Raw genomic sequence first — 17,663 nt, 5'->3', positions numbered from 1 at the left:
ATTCAGCCGGTCACCGCACCGGTCAAGGGAGAGCGCATGTCCCGTTCGCGAAGCCCTCGCCCGACGCTGTCGAGGGTCGCCGCGACCGCAGGCGTTTCGCAGTCGACGGCCTCGCTGGTGTTCTCCGGCGCGGGCCCGGTCTCGGCCGAGACCCGGCGCCGGGTGCTCGACGCCGCCGCCGAGGTCGGCTACACCGGGCCGAATCCGCTGGCGCGCTCGCTGCGGCAAGGTCGTTCCGGCATCGTCGGCGTGCTGATCGGGGAGCGGTTGCTCTACGCCTTCCGCGATCCCGTGGCGGTGGCGTTGCTGGACGGGCTCACCGAAGAACTCGCGCCCGCCGGTTTCGCGCTGCTGCTGCTCTCCGGCAGCAGCGGCCGGGTCGGTCCCTCACCGGAGCAGGTGGCGAGCACTCCGCTGGACGCCGTGGTCGTGGAAAGTTGCGGCGGGAGGGACGAGCCGGCGCTGACCGCGCTGCAGAACCGCGGTGTGCCGCTGGTCGTGGTGGAAGGCCCGCAGGTCCCGGACGTGCCCAGCGTGCACATCGACAACCACGGCGCCTCCGCCGAACTCACCCGGCACCTGCTGGAGCTCGGGCATCGCCGGATCAGCGTCGTGACGCTTCCGCTGCGCCAGCCCGGGATGCACAGCGGGTGGCTCACCGATGCGCACCAGGAACTGGCCAGCGCGCCCATCTGCCTGGACCGGTTGCGCGGCGTGGAGGAGGCGGCCGGGCGCCGCGTCCCGGCGTTCGAGGCGGGCAGCGGACTGATCGAGGACGGCTTGCGCGCCGGGCACGAAGTCCTCGCCGCCGAGCCGCGCCCGACCGCGGTCGTGGCGCAGAGCGACCTGCTCGCGGTCGGGGTCATCCAGGCCGCGCGGGAACGTGGCTTGCGGGTGCCGGAAGACCTCAGCGTGGTGGGCTTCGACGGGATCGACACCCCGTGGCTGTCGCCGCTGCGGCTGACCACGGTGGAACAGCCGATGACCGGCAAGGGCCGGGCCGCCGGGCGGATGGTCGTGGAGCTGCTCTCCGGCGCCGAACCTCCCGATGAACAGATGCCCACCACCGTGCGGCCGGGCTCCACCTCGGGCCCTGCACCACCCGCGTCTCGATGAGTGAACGGACTGTCGGTCCCAATAGATTGGACCAACGGTCCGTTCGCTCGTGAAGGAACCGGGGGCTCAGACGTTCTGCCGACGTACCGGCCGACACACCCGTGCATCGCTCGAACCGGGCGAAGTAGGCCGAGTGAACGGCCTGTTGGTCCGGCTAGATTGGACGAACGGTCCGTTCACTCGGGGAGAACGGGGTCGGGCCGCCGGTCAAGATCGTGTCGCGGAGCCGCCACGTGCGCCGACTACCCTCGCCAAGGAGCAACGCCTCCGCGGGAAAGGAGCACGAGCCGGTGCGCAAGGTGAAGGACCTCACCGGGCCCGGGATCACCGACCACTTCGGGATCGGGGGCACCGACCTGGGGGTGATGGAGGTCGCGCCGGACGGGCGGCTGGTGTCGGTGTTCGGCGACACCTTCGAGGCCGCCGGGGTCGGCGGGCCGGGCTGGCGCTCCCCGGTGGTGCTGTTCGGGGACGCGCGCACCGCGACGGCGGGCATCGGCTGGACCGGCTCGATCGGCCCGAAGCCCTACGCGGAGCAGGCGCTGCCGTACCAGCACGACACGATCATCCACGGGCGGCGGGTCACCACCGTGCTGCCGACCGACCTGATCACCATCGGCAACGAGATGTACCTGCACGTGATGGTGTGCGAAGGCATCGGCAACGTGCACTGGACCGAGATCCACCGCTCCACCGACAACGGCGAGAGCTGGCAGCACACCGGCGCGACCTGGCCCGGTGACCTGCACGGCGGGCTGTTCCAGATGCTGACCTGGGGACTCGGCGACGACGGCTGGGTCTACGCGTTCACCACCGGTTTCCGCCGCGACCAGGGGTTGATGCTGCACCGGGTGCCCGCGCAGCGGATCGCCGAGCCCGCCGCGTGGGAGGGCTGGGGCTTCCGGGACGGCGTGTGGGCCTGGGGCAACCCGCCGACGATCGCGCTCACCGGCGCGTACGGGGAGTTGTGCCTGCGGCCGCTGGGCGGGCGCTGGCTGCTGTCGTTCTTCGACGCGGGGAACTACCGGATCGACGTGATGAACCTCGACGTGCCGACGACGAACCTCTACGAGGCCCCGCGCGAAACGGCGCTGCACGGCACCTCGTGGTGGCGGGAGAACCACGGGCGCGGACGGGTCGCGCAGCTCTACGGCGCCTACATCGTTCCGGGGTCTACTTTGGACAATCTGCACCTGGTGGTGAGCCAGTGGAACACCAAGAAGAACTGGCCGTACAAGTCGATGCAGTTCGCCGGGAGCGCGCCCGCGGCGCGATGAGCTCGCGGTGATCGGCGGCCTCCGCGTCCGGGGCCGCCCTGCCGTCGCGGCCGCGTTGACGGCGGACGATCTGCTGCTCGGGCCGTCGGTTGTGCATGGAAGTCGCGCACCTGACGAGCAGGTGTGGTCGGATCGACTACCCAGAAAGTGATATCACTATGCTACGTTATAGCTAGTTGATCGCTACGGGAGGAGTGCCATGACCGACGTGCAGGAACGCGAGGTCGAAATGCCCGAACCGCCGGTGCGCGAACGTCCGGCGTTCGAGCTGTCCGGAGCGTTGATGGCCACGCTCGGCGTGGTGCTGCTGCTCGCCGGAGCCGGCGTCTTGGTCGTCGGCATGGGCCTGGAGAACGCACCGGTGTTGATCGCGGGCGCGGCGCTCCTGGTGATCGCGGCGGTGCTGCTGAGCGGCCTGATCGCCGTGGCTCCCGGTGAAGCGCGGGTGCTGCAATTCCTCGGCCGCTACACGGGAACCGTGCGCCGAACCGGGTTGTGCTGGGTGAACCCGTTCAGCAGCAAGACGAAGATCTCCACGCGGATCCGCAACCACGAGACCGCGGTGATGAAGGTCAACGACTCCGACGGCAATCCGATCGAGATCGCCGCGGTCGTGGTGTGGCAGGTCGCCGACACCGCCCAGGCGTCGTTCGCGGTGGACAGCTTCGTCGAGTTCGTCGAGACGCAGACCGAGACCGCGGTGCGGCACATCGCCACCAGCTACCCCTACGACGGCGACGGCGCGCACGGCTACTCGCTGCGGCAGAACGCCGACGAGATCACCGGGAAGCTCTCCGCGGAGATCGCCGCCCGGGTCGAGGCCGCCGGGGTGCAGGTCGTCGAATCCCGCCTCACCAACCTCGCCTACGCGCCGGAGATCGCGCAGGCAATGTTGCAGCGCCAGCAGGCGGGCGCGGTGGTCGCCGCGCGGCAGCAGATCGTGCAGGGCGCGGTCGGAATGGTCGATCTGGCGCTGCAGCGGCTGTCCGAGCAGGAGGTCGTCGAACTCGACGAGGAGCGCAAGGCGGCCATGGTCAGCAACCTGATGGTGGTGCTCTGCGGCGACACGCAGCCGGTGGTCAACACGGGCTCGCTCTACCACTGAGATCCTCCTCGTGGAGCCCGCACGAGCTTGTGCCGTGGCTCTCCGCGACTGCGGGGCCGGCTTGCGCCACCCATGCAATCCGGCATCACCGCGGGTTCTCAGGCGTCTTCGCGGAGGACAGCTCAGCCGGGCGCTGCTTGCGCCCGCAGCCTGAACCGACCACCTGCGCAAAACGAGCTACCGAGGTGTTCGTGGCCGAACGCAAGAGTTTCCTGCTGCGCCTGGATCCGGCGCTGCACGACGCATTGGCCCGCTGGGCGCAGGACGAGCTGCGCAGCACGAACGCGCAGATCGAGTTCCTGCTGCGGCGGGCGCTGGCCGACGCCGGGCGGCTGCCCGAGAACTCGGGAAAGCCCGCCCGGCGCGGCCGGCCGCGCAAGGACGCGCCGGAGTGATCAGTCCGGACTGATCAGTACAGGGTCTCCACGGCGGCCTTGGTGAACGGGATCATGTCGGTTGCGCGGTCTTGCAGGACCTTGTCCGCCCACTCCGGGTCGGCCAGCAGCGCGCGGCCGATCGCGACGAGGTCGAACTCGTCGCGCTCCATGCGTTCCAGCAGCCCTTCCACGCTGGCAACCCCGGCGCTCGAGCCGGCCAGCGACTCGGGCGTGAAGACGCTGTCGAGCCCGACCGAGCCGACCGTGATCACCGGTTTGCCGGTGACCTTCTTGGTCCACCCGGCGATGTTCAGGTCCGAGCCGGTGTCGGCGAACTCCGGCTCCCAGTAGCGGCGCCCGGAGGCGTGGAAGGCGTCCACCCCGGCTTCGGCCAGCGGGCTGAGCACCGCTTGCAGCTGCTCCGGGGTTTCGGCGAGCTTGGCGTCGTAGTTGTCCGACTTCCACTGCGAGAACCGCAGCACCACGGGGAAGTCCGCGGACACCTGCTCGCGGACCGCGGCCACGATGTCGGCGGCGAACTTGGTGCGCGAGACCGGGTCGCCGCCGAAGGAGTCGGTGCGCCGGTTGGTGCGCTCCCACAGGAACGCGTCGATCAGGTAGCCGTGCGCGCCGTGCAGTTCGACGCCGTCGAAGCCGATCCGCTCGGCTTCCCGCGCGGCGTCCGCGAACGCGGTGACGAGCTGGTCGATGTCGGACAGCGTGAGGGTGTCACCGGCACTGCTGCCGTCCAGGCCGATGCCGGACGGTCCGACGACGGGTGCTTCCGGGAACGGCGGCGCGCCCGCTCGGCGCTGCACGCCGACGTGCCACAGCTGCGGCATGATCTTGCCGCCCGCCGCGTGCACGTCCTGCACGACGCGGCTCCAGCCCGCGAGCTGCTGCTCGCCGTGGAAGCGGGGGATCTCGCCGCTGAAACCGGCGGAGGGGTGGTCCACGTAGGTCCCCTCGGTGATGATCAAGCCGGTGCCCGCGGCGGCGCGGCGGGCGTAGTAGGCCGCCACGTCTTCGCCCGCGACGCCGCCGGGGGAGAACATGCGGGTCATCGGCGCCATCACGATCCGGTTCGGCAATTCGGCCGAGCCCAGCGTGAACGGGCGGGCCAGGGCCTGTGCTGCGCGGGTGGTCAAGGCGGTCTCCTGCCGTGCGATCGAAGTGTGCACAACAAAGGTACATTTCATGAGCCGAAGTGTGACTGTGACGGTTGCTATTCTTGGTCGGGCGGCGTCGGGTACGCTTCGCGGCCGATCCGCGGGAGGGGTGTCGAACGTGCTGGACATCAGGTTCTCCAGCGCGCTGCAGGCGATGCTGGCGCTCGCGGTCGCGGCCGAAGAGGACTCCCCGGTGCTCAGCTCCGCCCAGCTCGCCGAGATGCTGGACACCAACCCCAGCTTGGTCCGCAAGATGCTGGCGCCGCTGGTGCACGACGGGCTCGTGGTGTGCACGAAGGGGCGCTCGGGCGGCAGCAGGCTCGCGCGCCCTGCCGAGGAGATCACGCTGGCCGAGATCTACCGGTGCGCCGTTGGCGACAAGCCGCTCTGGGCCTGCCGCCCGGAGGGTGAGCACGCGTGCCTGGTGACGGCGAATGCCGCCGAGTACTTCGCCGGACTGACCGCGGATGCCGAGCAGGCGGTGCTCGGCTCGCTCGGCGACCGCACGCTCGCCGGTGGGGTGCGGGAGCTGCGCAGGCTCGATCGGGGGCCGGAGCGGCAGGGCTGAGCCGTCTGTCCACAGTGGTCTTACCCGTGCCGTCGCGCGGACGCTTGCCCTGCGCGTGGTGAGGGCGCAGCGGCGGCGGTGCCGACACGCCGGGGTGTGTCGGCGACGATCCGCTCAGTGCTCCGCCCGCATTTCCATGCGCTGCACGAATGATCGTTCCGTTGCGGATTCACCGCCGCGCGGAGATCGGCCCGATCGTGCGGTGCTATGGCGAAAACCCGTCCAAGGCGACAAATCCGGTGATCATGCCGGTATAACGGGAGAAGCGGTCGCCACGCCGGACTCCCCGCGGATTCGGCGGTGCCCGCGCCCCTCCGCCGAACTGACCAGGACGGGAACCACCATGCAAGTGACCGAAGGCAGCCATATTCCGGTGGCGCTGACCGTCAACGGGACCGGCCACGACCTCGAACTCGACGCGCGGGTCACGCTGCTCGACGCGCTGCGCGACCGCCTCGGCCTGACCGGGACGAAGAAGGGCTGCGACCAGGGCGCGTGCGGTGCCTGCACGGTCGCGGTCGACGGCAACCGGGTGCTGGCCTGCCTGACCCTGGCCGCGCAGTGCGACGGCCGCGAAGTCCGCACCGTGGAAGGGCTGGGCGCGGGCGGTGCGCCGCATCCGGTGCAGGAAGCGTTCGTGCGCCACGACGCCTTCCAGTGCGGCTATTGCACTCCCGGGCAGGTCATGTCCGCGGTGTGCCTGCTGGAGGAAGGCCGCACCGGCTCGGACGAGGAGGTCCGCGAGCAGATGAGCGGCAACCTCTGCCGCTGCGGCGCCTACTCCGGCATCGTGGCCGCGATCCGGGAGGTGGCCGGCGATGCGTGAGTTCTCCTACCTGCGTCCGTCCAATGTGGACGAGGCGGTGGCCGTCGCGCAGGACGGCGACGCGGCCTACCTGGCGGGCGGGACCACTCAGCTGGACCTGATGAAGGACGGCGTGCTCGCGCCGGGCAAGCTCATCGACGTCTCCCGGCTCCCGCTGCGCGGCGTGCGCCGCGAGGGCGATGCGGTGCGGGTGGGCGCGATGACCACGATGGGCGAGCTCGCCGCCGACCCGCTGGTCGTCGAACGCGCGCCGGTCGTGTCCGAAGCGCTGTTGGCCAGTGCTTCGCCGCAGCTGCGGAACATGGCGACCATCGGCGGGAATCTGTTGCAGCGCACCCGTTGCCGCTACTTCCGCGACCCGGCGGTGAGCGCGTGCAACAAGCGCTCACCGGGCAGCGGCTGCGCCGCGGTCAGCGGCGGCGCGCGGATGCACGCCATCCTCGGTGCCGGGCCGGACTGCATCGCCGTGCACGGCTCGGACCTCGCCGTGGCGTTGACCGCGCTCGACGCGGCGGTGCGGGCGCACGGTCCGGAAGGCGAGCGGACCGTGCCGCTGACCGAGTTCTACCGCGAGCCGGGCGCGACGCCGGACGTGGAGACGGCGCTGCGCGACGGCGAGCTCATCACCGGTGTCGACCTCCCGCTGCCTGCGGCGGGCGTGCGGTCCGGTTACCTGAAGGTGCGCGACCGGGCTTCTTACGAGTTCGCGCTCACCTCGGCCGCGGTCGCGCTCACCCTGGACGGCAACGTGATCAGCGAGGCGCGCATCGCGCTCGGCGGTGTCGGCACGGTGCCGTGGCGGGCACGCGCGGCGGAGGACGCGCTGCGCGGCAAGGAGTCCACAACGGACAACTTCCGCGCCGCGGCGGAGGCCGCGGTCCGCGATCCGTTCACGGTCGCGGGCACCGAGTTCAAGGTCGAATTGGCCAAACGGACCCTCGTGCGCGCGCTGCGCACCGTGGCGGCGAGCTAGGAAGGCGTGCCATGACTGAGTTTTCCCGCCGCACGGCATTGCGCACGGGGGTGTTGGTGGCAGGTGCCGGAGCGCTCGCGCCCGGCGTGCTCGCCCCGGGCGCGGCTTCCACCGCGCTCGCCGAACCACCGGCGCCGCCCGAGCCGCCGCTGATCGGCACCGGGAGGGACCGGGTCGACGGCTCCCGGAAGGTCGCCGGTGCCGCGAACTACCCGAACGACGCGGCCGAACCGGGCACCGCGCACGCCGCGCTGGCCTGCGCCACCATCGCCGCGGGCCGGATCACCGCCATCGACACCGGCGAGGCCGCAGCCGCCCCCGGCGTCCTCGGCGTGTTCACGCACCGCAACGCGCCGAAACTGACACGCGCGGAAGGCGAGCCACCGGCACCGCTGCAGGACGACCGGATCCGGCACCACGGCCAATACCTCGCGGTCGTCGTCGCCGACACCCCCGAGCAGGCCACGGCCGCCGCGGGGTTGATCCACGTCGAATACGCCCCGGCCGACCCGGTGGTGGAGATCGACGACCCGGCCGCGGTCCGCGAACCCGCAGCCGAGGACGTGTCCCGCGGCGACGTTCCCGGCGCGCTGGCTCGCGCGGAAGTGCGCTACGAGGCCGAATTCACCACCCCGGCGAACACGCACAACCCGATGGGCCTGTTCAGCGCCGTCGTCAGGTGGGACGGCCCGCGGCTGACCGTGCACACCAACACCCAAGGCCCGTCGGCGATGAGCTCCTCGCTGGCCGCGGTGTTCGGGCTGGCGCCGGAAGCGGTCACGGTGCTGGCGCCGTACGTCGGCGGCGGGTTCGGTTCCGGGCTGCGGACCTGGCCGCACGTGAGCCTCGCCGCGCTAGCGGCGCGCGAGCTGCGGCGGCCGGTCAAACTCGTGCTCACCCGCCCGCAGATGTTCACCGGCGTCGGCCACCGCACCGGCACGGTGCAGCAGCTGCGGCTCGGCGCGAACCGGGACGGCGAGCTGCTGGCGATCGAGCACCGCTCGACCCAGACGGCCGCGGTGGACGACGACAACGCCGACTCGGTGACCGGGGTATCGGTGCACCGCTACGCCTGCGCGAACGTCTTCGCCGGTGAGCAGCGGGTGCGGCTGAACATTCCCGGCCCGTGCTCGATGCGCGCGCCCGGCGAGGCGCAGGGCGGTTTCGCGCTGGAATGCGCGATCGACGAACTGGCGCACCGGCTCGGCATGGATCCGATCGAGCTGCGGTTGCGCAACTTCGCCGAGAACGACCCGGAAAGCGGGTTGCCGTGGTCCAGCAACGGCCTGCGCGAGTGCTACCGGCGCGGTGCGGAGTTGTTCGGCTGGTCCGCGCGCCGCGCGGCACCCGGCTCGTCGCGCGACGGCGACTGGCTGATCGGGCACGGCGTGGCGGGCGCGTCCTTCCCCTGGTTCGGGCTGCCCTGCCGGGCCGAGGCGACGGTGCGCGCGGACGGTTCCGGCCTGGTGCGCAGTTCGACCACGGACATCGGCACGGGCACGCACACCGTGATGACCCAGCTGGCCGCGCAGCGCCTCGGCATCGCGGACGCGCGTTTCGAACTCGGCGACTCGCGGCTGCCGCAAGCCTCGCTGGCAGGCGGGTCCGGGCTGACCGGTTCATTGGGCGCCGCGGTCGACGCGGCGGTGCGCGGGGTGTGGCAGTCGCTGCTGGATCTGGTGGCCGACGACCCGGCATCGCCGCTGCGCGGGTTGCGGGCCGACCAGCTCACCGCCACCGACGGGCGGCTGCACGCGATCGGCGATCCGGCGCGCGGTGAGCCGTATTCGGCGATCCTGCGCAGGCACGACCGATCCGAGGTGACCGCGCCCGGCGCGTTCGACCCGTCGCAGCAGCAGGACGGGACGATGTCCCGCGCGGGAGCGTTCGGTGCGCAGTTCGTCGAGGTCCGGGTGGACGCCGACCTCGGGCTGATCCGGGTGGCGCGGATCGTCTCGGCCATCGACGGCGCGCGGATCGTGAACGAGAAGACCGCGCGCAGCCAGATCCTCGGTGGGGCGGTCGGCGGGCTGGGCATGGCGCTGTTCGAGGACACCGCCACCGACCCGGGCACGGGGCGGATCACCAACGCGACGCTGGCCGACTACCTGGTGCCGGTCAACGGCGACGTCCCGGACCACGAGGTGGTCTTCGCCGGAGCACCGGACCGGTTCAACCCGCTGGGCATCAAGGGCGTCGGCGAGGTCGGACTCACCGGCATCGCACCGGCGGTGGCGAACGCGGTGTTCAACGCGACCGGCAAGCGCATCCGCTCGCTGCCGATCACCCTGGACAAGCTCATGTGAGCGGGGACCGGCCCGGTCGCTCTCGTCGATGCGCCCTCGCCGATGTGGCAGCACCGGGCCGGATTCCGGTCATTCGCTCGGGTTGAACTCGATCTCGTCGGGTTTCGCCTTGCCGAGGTTGTCCTCGAAGGCCCCGTCGGAGATGCCCAGGCTGGCGGAGCCGAAGTCGGCGCCGGTGAGCTTGTCCCGGACCCCGTCGGGGAAGTTGTCCCAGCTCACCAGGTCCGGGTACTGCCAGGTGCCCTGGTGGTTCTCCGGCTGCTCGTCGGCATTGGCCAGCCGGAACGCGTGCGTGCTCGCACCGTCCTTGTGATAAACGATCTTGGGGTGGTTGCCTTCCCAGGACACCTGGTCGCGCGGGTAGGTGGAGTAGTCGCCGTGCGCCGAGGTCGAGACGTACTCGGGTTGCCCGTTGTTGACCCACACCACGACGTGCTCGATGTCGTGCCGGTGCCCGAAGGCGTCGACCCCTTCGACCGCCTGGTCCTTCTCGAAGTACAGGTCGTAGAGGTAGGCGCACCAGCCGTTGGTGTTGCACTTGGCGCGCACGTAGGAATTCGTGTTGTCCAAATCGGACTCGTCGTGGCAGTTGCCGTTGAGCGCACCGGACGGTTCGAGCCCTTCGGCGGGCGTGCCATCCGGTCCGATGGCGGGGGTGGGGTAGCAGCCGTCGCCGTCGTAGTCGAACGCAGGCTGGAATTCGCCGTCCGGGTCGGCGACGCTGCTCGGCAACGCCTGCGGTGGATCGGCCAGCGCCACCGACGGCGTGGCGAGCACCAGCACGCCGGCGCCGACCAGCGAACGGAAGGCGAAAGAAATCTTGGGTCGTCGTTTCGGACGCGCGCGGCGCTGCTGCGAGGTCATAACGAGGGGAACCTCCCTGTCGGGCCGGAGTGACCCGCCGCAGCATAATGGCCGGAACCGGAAATTCCAGGGTGCACTTCGGAATTTTCCGGGCGCATTCACGGGGGATTCACCGGTGGTGCCGTTCAGCGCACCTCAACGCATTCTGGGAATTGCGGGAAAAGCGGATTCACCGGCCGGCGGGGCGCCCGTCCGGGTCGATGATCGCGCGACCCACCGGCGAGCCCCACGCGCGCGTCCAGGCCATGTCGCCGCGGTCGAGTCCGGTGGCCGGGTTGTCGCGCTCGCGGCGGGTCAGCAGCCACTTCTCCGCGTCGTGCACGTGCTCGCCTTCCCGCACCGGGCACTTCGGCCCACCTGTCGATTTCCACCCACAGGTGATCTCCCAGTGCGGCGTGCGCGAAACGCGTGCGGCGCGGAAATTTGCGAACGGACTAGCCGGGTGGGGTTGATCCGTAGCGCTGCCGCTGCGTGGCTTCGGGATCGAGCAGTGGCGAGCGCGCCAGCAGCACGGTGCCGATCGCGATGAGCGCAGCTCCGGCCACCACGCCGATCAGGAACACCCCCTGCCTGGATTGCTCGCCGAACACCACCAGCCCCCACACCACGGAGGTCAGCGGGTTCATCAGCGTGAAGCCCGGCTGCGAGGCGGCGAGGTTGCCCGCCTGCAACGAGTTCTGCAGCAGGAAGAACGAGATCGGCGCGAGCACCGCCACCCCGTAGGTCTGCCACGTGGTCAAAAGCGGCGCACCCCGCTCCACGGCCGCACCGACACCGGCGATGAGCGAGGAGTTCAGCCCGAACGTGACGCCGGTGGCCACGCCCAGCATCGCGGCGCGGTGCTCGAGCCTGCTGCGATATCCGCCCACGACGAGCGCCGCGATGATCGCGGCCGTGATCGCGATGCCCAGCGCCCAGGTCCCCGCGGAAACCGCGGACGGATTGCCGCCGGTCGGCGACAGCGTGCCCACGAACAACGCCAGCCCGGCCGATTGCAGCAGGATCGCCCACAGCACCGCGCGGGGCAGCGGCGCGCGGAACACCCACGAGGCCAGCAGCAGGGTGAACGGCAGTTCGGTCACCAGCAGCGGCTGCACCAGCGAAATCCGGGACACCGAGATCGACACGGCGTGCAGCAGGAACCCGAAGATCATCGTGCAGATGCCGAGGAACCACACCGGGCGTCGTGCCAGGTCCCACATCATCTGCCAGGAGAACCCGGCGGATTCGGGCTCCTCCTTGGTGGCCCGCCGCTGCAACACGGACGCGGCGGCGTTGAGAAACGCCGCCACGACCATCAGCAGGACACCGAGCACGGTCCCGGGCTACCCACCACGCGAGGCGCTACCACCGCCTGCCGGTTTTCGGAGCCTCCCGGCGAGAGGATGACCAGTGAGCAACACCGCGCCCGCCGCGGCCGGAGCTCGTCGTGCCGCGCGCGAGCCGGCAGCTCAGCTCGCCCGGTCGGCTATGCGTTGTTCCAGTTCGGAGACCGTGTCCTCGAACGCAGCGTCGACCCGTTCGGTGTCACCGGTGGTGAGCAGGTCGGCGAACAGGCCCCGCATGCAGGCGAGCAGGGACGTCGCGGCGATCTGGGCTTGGGGCTCCGGATACCCGTGGCGGACCAGACCGGCCGCGATCAGGTCGGTCCGCCGCCGCATCGACGCAGCGATGGTCTTGGCCAGCGCCGGATCGCCGTACATGGCCTGGCCCGTGATCGCCAGGAACAACCGGACGTAGCGCCGGCCGCTTTCGGCGGTCGCCCTGCGCCAGATCACCCGCAGCGGGTCCGGGTCGCCGGGCGGCAGGTCGGGGACGGTGAGGATGTCGGCCAGCACGCGCTGCACGATCTCGGCCACGAGCCGGTCCTTGGACTCGAAGTGGTGCACCAGCGTCGCGTGGCTGACCCCGGCCGATTGCGCGACCTTGCGCAGCGACAGGTCGTCGAGGCCGTGGTCGAGCGCGTGCTCCGTGGCGGCGTCGAGCACCTCGCCGTACCGGTGCTGGAAGCGCAGCTTTCGGCCGTCCACGCGTTCGGTCATCCCGTCAGGCTAGTCGCCGGAAAACTAGATTGACCGATTGGTAGAGGCACTTTAGGCTCAGCCGGGTCCGGAGGTCCGGCGCCGGCAGCGCCCGGAATCCGGCGTGGCAGGGCGATCGGGCCCGGCGCGTTCCGGCTCGCTCGGCAGGCCAAGCGCAGTTCCGCAACGGACACATCCGCGCACCCGGCATCCCGGGCGCCTTCTGCGAAGGGCGACACATGACAACAGCGCTGTCCACGCATCCGTCCCGATTACGACGCGCACTGATCGTCACCACCGCCGTGCTGGGGCTGCTCACGAGCAGCGTCACGCTGGCCCGGGCCGCCGAGCCGGCCACCATCCACGGACCGGCGCCGACCGAGGAAAGCATCACCGCGCCGACCGGCCCGTTCGAGATCGACCGCGAGACCGTGCCGCGCAGCACCGTCGAGGGCTTCGGCGGCGGGACGATCTACTACCCGACCGACACCTCCGAGGGGACGTTCTCCGCGGTGACCATCGCCCCGGGGTACACCGCCGGCCAGGAGACCCTCGCCTGGCTCGGACCGCGACTGGCCTCGCAGGGGTTCGTGGTGTTCACCATCGACACGATCACGACGAGCGACCGGCCGGATGCCCGCGCCGAGCAGCTGGCGGCCTCGCTGGACTACCTCACCGGCAGCAGCGAGGTGCAGGATCGGATCGACCCGGCCCGGCTCGGCGTGATGGGCCATTCGATGGGCGGCGGCGGCGCGCTGCAGGCCGCGCTGGACGACCCCGGCCTCAAGGCGGCGATCCCGATGACGCCGTGGAACACGGTCAAGGACTTCTCCGGGGTGCGGACCCCGACGATGATCATCGGTGCGCAGAACGACACCGTCGCACCGGTCGCCCAGCACTCCGAGCCCTTCTACGAGAGCCTGCCGGACGACCCCGGCAAGGCCTACCTGGAACTGGCCGGGGCGAGCCACTTCGCACCCAACAGGGACGACACCAGGATCGCCAAGTCCAGCATCGCCTGGCTCAAGCGGTTCCTGGACGACGACACCCGCTACGACCGGTTCCTGTGCCCGCCGCCGCAGGATCCCGAGATCTCCGATTACCGGGCGACCTGTCCGTACTGACCCGGTCGGCCGCCGCGCGTTCCGGGTGCACCGATCGAACGGCTCCGGCGAGTGCGCAACAACCGGCCGCCGTTCGCCCGCACCGGCGTGCGGCGGCCGGTCGGCGCTCGTTCACCGGCCTGCACGGCCCCCGGCCGACCGGCTTCGCCGCGCTCGCGGGTGCGCCGCGGCGCCGGTTCGCGCGGATCGTCCTGTTCGGACACCCGTGCCGCGGGGCGACCGCCCGACCGGCAGGCACGCATGCCGAATTTCGTTTTGCCGCAAGGCATCGGAGGCCATCGGGTAGCGGTCGCCGGACGGTCCGGATCGCACGCGGCGGGACACCGCGTCGTGCCGTTGCCGGATCTGCGAGCGCGGGATGGCCGGAAGCACGAGATCGATCCGACCCAAAGTGCTACCCGCGGCGGCCGGTGAGTCGATCCGCCGGCCCGCACCGGCCGGTGATCATCGTGGTGTGGATGCAACGACCATTGCTTTGAACCGGAACTCCGTTCAACCGTCCCCGCCGACCGCCCGGCTCGTCGGGCTGGACGTGGCCCGCGCGCTCGCCGTGTTCGGCATGTTCGCGGCGCACACCATGTCGGGCGGCTGGTTGTTCAGCCTGGTCGAAGGCCGGGCGGCCGCGCTGTTCGCGGTGCTGACCGGCGTGTCGATCGCCCTGCTAAGCGGCGGTTCGCAGCCGTACACCGGGGACCGGATGCGGATGTCGCGGGTGCGCATCGCCGTGCGCGCGGTGCTGCTGTTCGTGCTCGGGTTGGCGCTGACCAGCCTGCAGACACCCGCGATGGTCATCCTGTCCTTCTACGGCGTGCTGTTCCTGGTCAGCATCCCGCTGTTGCGGGTGCGCAGTACCACCTTGGCGGTACTGGCCGCGGTGTTCGCGATCGGCGGCCCGTTGCTGTCGTTCGTGCTGCGCCAGGGCATCGAGACGAACATGATCGGCTACGTTCCCAGCTTCGGCGACTTCGGCTCGGGCACGGGACTTTGGACCCTGTTGCACAGTCTGCTGCTCACCGGTGCCTACCCGGTGCTGACCTGGTTGCCGTTCGTGCTGGTCGGGATGGCACTGGGCAGGCTCGACCTGCGTGCCGTGCGGGGCAGGATCGTGGTGCTCGGTGCGGGGCTCGGCGTGCTCGGGTACGGCGCTTCGTGGCTGGCGATGAACGTGTTCGGCGTCCGCGAATCGCTGCTGGCGATCCTTCCGCCCGGACTCCCGCCGCAGTTGCTGGACATCGTGATGAGCTCCAGCTACGGGCACGTGCCCACCACCAGCGCGTTGTGGTTGTTCTCCAGCGGTGCGCACAGCGGCACGCCGTTCGAGATCGTCGGTGCTTCGGGCGTGGCGATGGCGGTGCTCGGGCTGTGCCTGTTCGCCGAACGGCTGCGCGGGGCGTTGACGCCGTTGGCGTCGGTCGGTGCGCTCGCGCTGACTGCCTACGCCGGGCACCTGCTGGCGCTCAAGGCGTTCGGCGTGAAGCAGCTGCAGGAGGTGATGAGCAGCGGGTACAGCTACCTGCCGTGGCTGGTGCTGGTGGCCGTGACGCTGGTGTTCTGCACCGCGTGGCGCAAGCTGCTCGGGCGCGGCCCGCTGGAATGGGTGCTGCACCAGGCGTCGATCGCACCGGCGCGGATGTCGCGCAGCTGAACGGAGTTCCCCGCACGACCGAAAAGCAACGGCCGGAGAGCACATCGCTCTCCGGCCGTTCGTCGTGGAAAACCTGCGGCTTGCGGGGGTTCACGCCGGAACCCCGAGGGCCGGGCGGGCGAACCGCCTCAGAGCCCCTGGGCCAGCCGGTTCGCCAGCAGCGAGGTGAACTTCGCCGGGTCCTGCAGCTCGCCGCCCTCGGCCAGCAGCGCCATGCCGTGCACCAGCTGCGCGGTCTCGACCAGCTCGGGCTTGTCACCGTCCGAGTCGTAGGACGCCCGCAGCCCGCTCACCAGCGGGTGCGCCGGGTTCAGCTCCAGGATCCGCTTGACCGGCGGCAGCTGCTGCCCCATCGCCCGGTACATCTTCTCCAGCGTCGGCGTCATGTCGGTGGAGTCGCCGACGATGCAGGCCGGGGACGTGCTCAACCGGTGCGAGAGCCGGACTTCCTTGACCTCGTCCTGCAACGTGGTGCTCATCCAGGACAGCAGGTCGGCGAAGTCGTTGCGCTGCTGCTCGGCGTCCTCGGAGTTCTCGTCGAGGTCCACGTCGCCCTTGGTGACCGACTGGAACGGCTTGCCGTCGAACTCGGTGACCGACTCGACCCACATCTCGTCGACCGGGTCGGTCAGCAGCAGCACCTCCAGGCCCTTGTCCCGGAACGCCTCGATGTGCGGGGAGTTCTCCACCTTGTCCCGGGAAGCACCGGTGATGTAGTAGATGCTGTCCTGGCCCTCGGGCATCCGCTCGACGTATTCGCGCAGCGTCGTCTGCTCGCTGGCGTCCCTGGTCGATTCGAACGACGCGATGTCCAGGATCAGCTGCGCGTTGTCCGGGTCGTTGACCAGACCTTCCTTGAGCGCCTGGCCGAACTGGCCCCAGAACTTGCCGTACTTCTCCCGATCCGTCTCCTGCATCTCCTGGATGGTGGTCAGCACCCGCTTGACCAGCCGCCGCCGCATCATCTGGATCCGGCGGTCCTGCTGCAGGATCTCGCGGGAGACGTTCAGCGACAGGTCCTGCGCGTCGACCACGCCCTTGACGAAGCGCAGGTACTCCGGCATCAGCTCTTCGCAGTCGTCCATGATGAACACGCGCTTGACGTAGAGCTGCACGCCGCGCTTCTGGTCCCGCATGAACAGGTCGAACGGCGCGTTCGCCGGCAGGAACAGCAGCGCCTGGTACTCGAAGGTGCCTTCGGCCCGCAGGTGCACGGTCTCCAGCGGGTCGGCCCAGTCGTGGCTGATGTGCTTGTAGAACTCGGTGTATTCCTCCTGGGCGACCTCCTCCTTGGGGCGCGCCCACAGGGCCTTCATCGAGTTCACGGTCTGCAGCTCGCGAGTCGGCTCACCCTCGGCGCTGGGCTGCTCCACCTCCATCCGGATCGGCCAGGAGATGAAGTCCGAGTAGCGCTTGACGATCCGGGTCAGCGTCGCGGAGTCGGTGTAGTCCAGCAGCCGGTCGTCCTGGTCCTCCTGCTTGAGGTGCAGGGTGACCGAGGTGCCCTGCGGGGCGTCGTCGACCTGCTCGATGGTGTAGGTGTCCTCGCCGGTGGACTCCCAGCGGGTCGCGGCGTCCTCGCCCGCCTTGCGGGTCACCAGCGTGACCTTGTCGGCGACCATGAAGCTGGAGTAGAAGCCGAGCCCGAACTGCCCGATCAGCTCCTGGGCGTCCGCGGCGTCGGAGGTCTCGCCGAGCTTCTCCAGCAGTTCGGCGGTGCCCGACTTGGCGATGGTGCCGATCAGCTCGCGGACCTCGTCGCGCGACATCCCGATGCCGTTGTCCCGGACGGTCAGGGTGCGCTGCTCCCGGTCGGCTTCCAGCAGGACGTGCAGGTCCGAGGTGTCGACCGCCAGCTCCTTGTCCTGGAACGCGGACAGCCGCAGCTTGTCCAGCGCGTCCGAGGAGTTGGAGATCAGTTCCCGCAGGAAGACGTCCTTGTTCGAGTAGATCGCGTGGATCACCAGCTGGAGCAGCTTGCGCGACTCCGCTTGGAACTCGGCCGTCTCCACCTGTGTGCTCATTGAGTCCCCTCTCTGACCTGTGACTTCCCGGGATCTTGCAAACGGGGAGTGCTGCCTCGCCCCCGGCGGGCCAGGTTACTGACCGGGGAACATCTCGGATCCGGCCCCTCCGCAGATCCATCGGCGTCCACTGTGGAATGCGGGGTGCCGCGGGCGCGGCCGGCGGCTGTGATCTCGGACTCCGGATCACGCGCGCTCTTGGCAACACTGGGACGATTCGGGCAAAATCTGCATCCGAGGGGAGTACTTCACTAGGCAGGCCCGGTCA

General features: G+C 70.3%; 16 protein-coding genes. 10 read left to right on the top strand and 6 right to left on the bottom strand.

Annotated elements, in window-relative coordinates:
• The first annotated feature begins 36 nt into the window (after positions 1-36).
• From V1457_RS25835 to V1457_RS25820, 4 genes are all read left to right on the top strand, one after another.
• Positions 37-1,116, top strand: a complete 1,080-nt coding sequence (locus V1457_RS25835; protein WP_338597456.1) for a LacI family DNA-binding transcriptional regulator — start codon at positions 37-39, stop codon at positions 1,114-1,116.
• A 290-nt stretch (positions 1,117-1,406) separates the two neighbouring features.
• Complete coding sequence (locus V1457_RS25830) at positions 1,407-2,393, top strand: DUF4185 domain-containing protein (RefSeq protein ID WP_338597455.1); 987 nt, start codon at positions 1,407-1,409, stop codon at positions 2,391-2,393.
• Positions 2,394-2,592: 199 nt separating this feature from the next.
• Positions 2,593-3,498 carry an SPFH domain-containing protein gene (locus V1457_RS25825; RefSeq protein ID WP_338597454.1) on the top strand — a complete coding sequence of 302 codons (906 nt, stop codon included), beginning with the start codon at positions 2,593-2,595 and terminating at the stop codon, positions 3,496-3,498.
• Positions 3,499-3,689: 191 nt separating this feature from the next.
• Positions 3,690-3,893, top strand: a complete 204-nt coding sequence (locus V1457_RS25820) for a hypothetical protein (RefSeq protein ID WP_338597452.1) — start codon at positions 3,690-3,692, stop codon at positions 3,891-3,893.
• A 14-nt stretch (positions 3,894-3,907) separates the two neighbouring features.
• Here the strand turns inward: V1457_RS25820 and V1457_RS25815 are convergent, their stop codons facing one another.
• On the bottom strand, positions 3,908-5,023 hold the full coding sequence (locus tag V1457_RS25815; RefSeq protein WP_233628066.1) for an NADH:flavin oxidoreductase: 1,116 nt from the start codon (positions 5,021-5,023) through the stop codon (positions 3,908-3,910).
• Between the two features lie 130 nt (positions 5,024-5,153).
• Here V1457_RS25815 and V1457_RS25810 point away from each other — a divergent pair, with 130 nt between their 5' ends.
• The 4 genes from V1457_RS25810 to V1457_RS25795 all read left to right on the top strand — a co-directional run bounded on the left by V1457_RS25810 (position 5,154) and on the right by V1457_RS25795 (position 9,717).
• On the top strand, positions 5,154-5,612 hold the full coding sequence (locus V1457_RS25810) for an Rrf2 family transcriptional regulator (RefSeq protein ID WP_307850215.1): 459 nt from the start codon (positions 5,154-5,156) through the stop codon (positions 5,610-5,612).
• 343 nt (positions 5,613-5,955) lie between these two features.
• Positions 5,956-6,438: a (2Fe-2S)-binding protein gene (locus V1457_RS25805; RefSeq protein ID WP_338597450.1), complete on the top strand. Its 483-nt coding sequence runs from the start codon at positions 5,956-5,958 to the stop codon at positions 6,436-6,438.
• Positions 6,431-7,411, top strand: coding sequence for a xanthine dehydrogenase family protein subunit M (locus V1457_RS25800; protein ID WP_200072289.1), 981 nt, complete (start codon positions 6,431-6,433; stop codon positions 7,409-7,411). Before V1457_RS25805 ends, V1457_RS25800 begins: the two co-directional genes overlap by 8 nt.
• Before the next feature lie 11 nt (positions 7,412-7,422).
• A complete protein-coding gene (locus V1457_RS25795) occupies positions 7,423-9,717 on the top strand; it encodes a xanthine dehydrogenase family protein molybdopterin-binding subunit (protein WP_338597449.1) in 2,295 nt (764 codons plus the stop codon).
• Positions 9,718-9,786: 69 nt separating this feature from the next.
• Here V1457_RS25795 and V1457_RS25790 read toward each other — a convergent pair whose 3' ends face one another.
• The 4 genes from V1457_RS25790 to V1457_RS25775 form a co-directional block, all read right to left on the bottom strand.
• A complete protein-coding gene (locus V1457_RS25790) occupies positions 9,787-10,581 on the bottom strand; it encodes an NPP1 family protein (protein WP_338597448.1) in 795 nt (264 codons plus the stop codon).
• A gap of 169 nt (positions 10,582-10,750) precedes the next feature.
• The gene (locus V1457_RS25785; RefSeq protein ID WP_338597446.1) at positions 10,751-10,921 is read right to left on the bottom strand and encodes a hypothetical protein; all 171 of its coding nucleotides are present in this window, start codon (positions 10,919-10,921) and stop codon (positions 10,751-10,753) included.
• A 94-nt stretch (positions 10,922-11,015) separates the two neighbouring features.
• On the bottom strand, positions 11,016-11,897 hold the full coding sequence (locus tag V1457_RS25780; protein ID WP_338597445.1) for a DMT family transporter: 882 nt from the start codon (positions 11,895-11,897) through the stop codon (positions 11,016-11,018).
• 135 nt (positions 11,898-12,032) lie between these two features.
• Complete coding sequence (locus tag V1457_RS25775) at positions 12,033-12,623, bottom strand: helix-turn-helix domain-containing protein (protein ID WP_338597443.1); 591 nt, start codon at positions 12,621-12,623, stop codon at positions 12,033-12,035.
• A gap of 218 nt (positions 12,624-12,841) precedes the next feature.
• Here V1457_RS25775 and V1457_RS25770 point away from each other — a divergent pair, with 218 nt between their 5' ends.
• Together V1457_RS25770 and V1457_RS25765 are read left to right on the top strand one after the other, a co-directional pair.
• Positions 12,842-13,726, top strand: a complete 885-nt coding sequence (locus tag V1457_RS25770) for a dienelactone hydrolase family protein (RefSeq protein WP_338597442.1) — start codon at positions 12,842-12,844, stop codon at positions 13,724-13,726.
• A 475-nt stretch (positions 13,727-14,201) separates the two neighbouring features.
• On the top strand, positions 14,202-15,371 hold the full coding sequence (locus V1457_RS25765) for a DUF418 domain-containing protein (protein WP_338597440.1): 1,170 nt from the start codon (positions 14,202-14,204) through the stop codon (positions 15,369-15,371).
• A gap of 128 nt (positions 15,372-15,499) precedes the next feature.
• Here V1457_RS25765 and htpG read toward each other — a convergent pair whose 3' ends face one another.
• Positions 15,500-17,395, bottom strand: a complete 1,896-nt coding sequence (gene htpG / locus V1457_RS25760; RefSeq protein ID WP_295149448.1) for a molecular chaperone HtpG — start codon at positions 17,393-17,395, stop codon at positions 15,500-15,502.
• Between the last annotated feature and the right edge of the window lie 268 nt (positions 17,396-17,663).

Origin of the sequence: Saccharopolyspora sp. SCSIO 74807 (assembly GCF_037023755.1) — a bacterium.
In the GTDB taxonomy this organism is placed as follows: Bacteria; Actinomycetota; Actinomycetes; order Mycobacteriales; family Pseudonocardiaceae; genus Saccharopolyspora_C; species Saccharopolyspora_C galaxeae.
This window is presented reverse-complemented; position numbering and strand designations above follow the sequence as displayed.

Coding starts and splice junctions, on each gene's coding strand:
- V1457_RS25825 (WP_338597454.1), top strand. CDS start 2,593: ATGACCGACGTGCAGGAACGCGAGGTCGAAATGCCCGAACCGCCGGTG.
- V1457_RS25835 (WP_338597456.1), top strand. CDS start 37: ATGTCCCGTTCGCGAAGCCCTCGCCCGACGCTGTCGAGGGTCGCCGCG.
- V1457_RS25795 (WP_338597449.1), top strand. CDS start 7,423: ATGACTGAGTTTTCCCGCCGCACGGCATTGCGCACGGGGGTGTTGGTG.
- V1457_RS25805 (WP_338597450.1), top strand. CDS start 5,956: ATGCAAGTGACCGAAGGCAGCCATATTCCGGTGGCGCTGACCGTCAAC.
- V1457_RS25800 (WP_200072289.1), top strand. CDS start 6,431: ATGCGTGAGTTCTCCTACCTGCGTCCGTCCAATGTGGACGAGGCGGTG.
- V1457_RS25775 (WP_338597443.1), bottom strand. CDS start 12,623: ATGACCGAACGCGTGGACGGCCGAAAGCTGCGCTTCCAGCACCGGTAC.
- V1457_RS25790 (WP_338597448.1), bottom strand. CDS start 10,581: ATGACCTCGCAGCAGCGCCGCGCGCGTCCGAAACGACGACCCAAGATT.
- htpG (WP_295149448.1), bottom strand. CDS start 17,395: ATGAGCACACAGGTGGAGACGGCCGAGTTCCAAGCGGAGTCGCGCAAG.
- V1457_RS25770 (WP_338597442.1), top strand. CDS start 12,842: ATGACAACAGCGCTGTCCACGCATCCGTCCCGATTACGACGCGCACTG.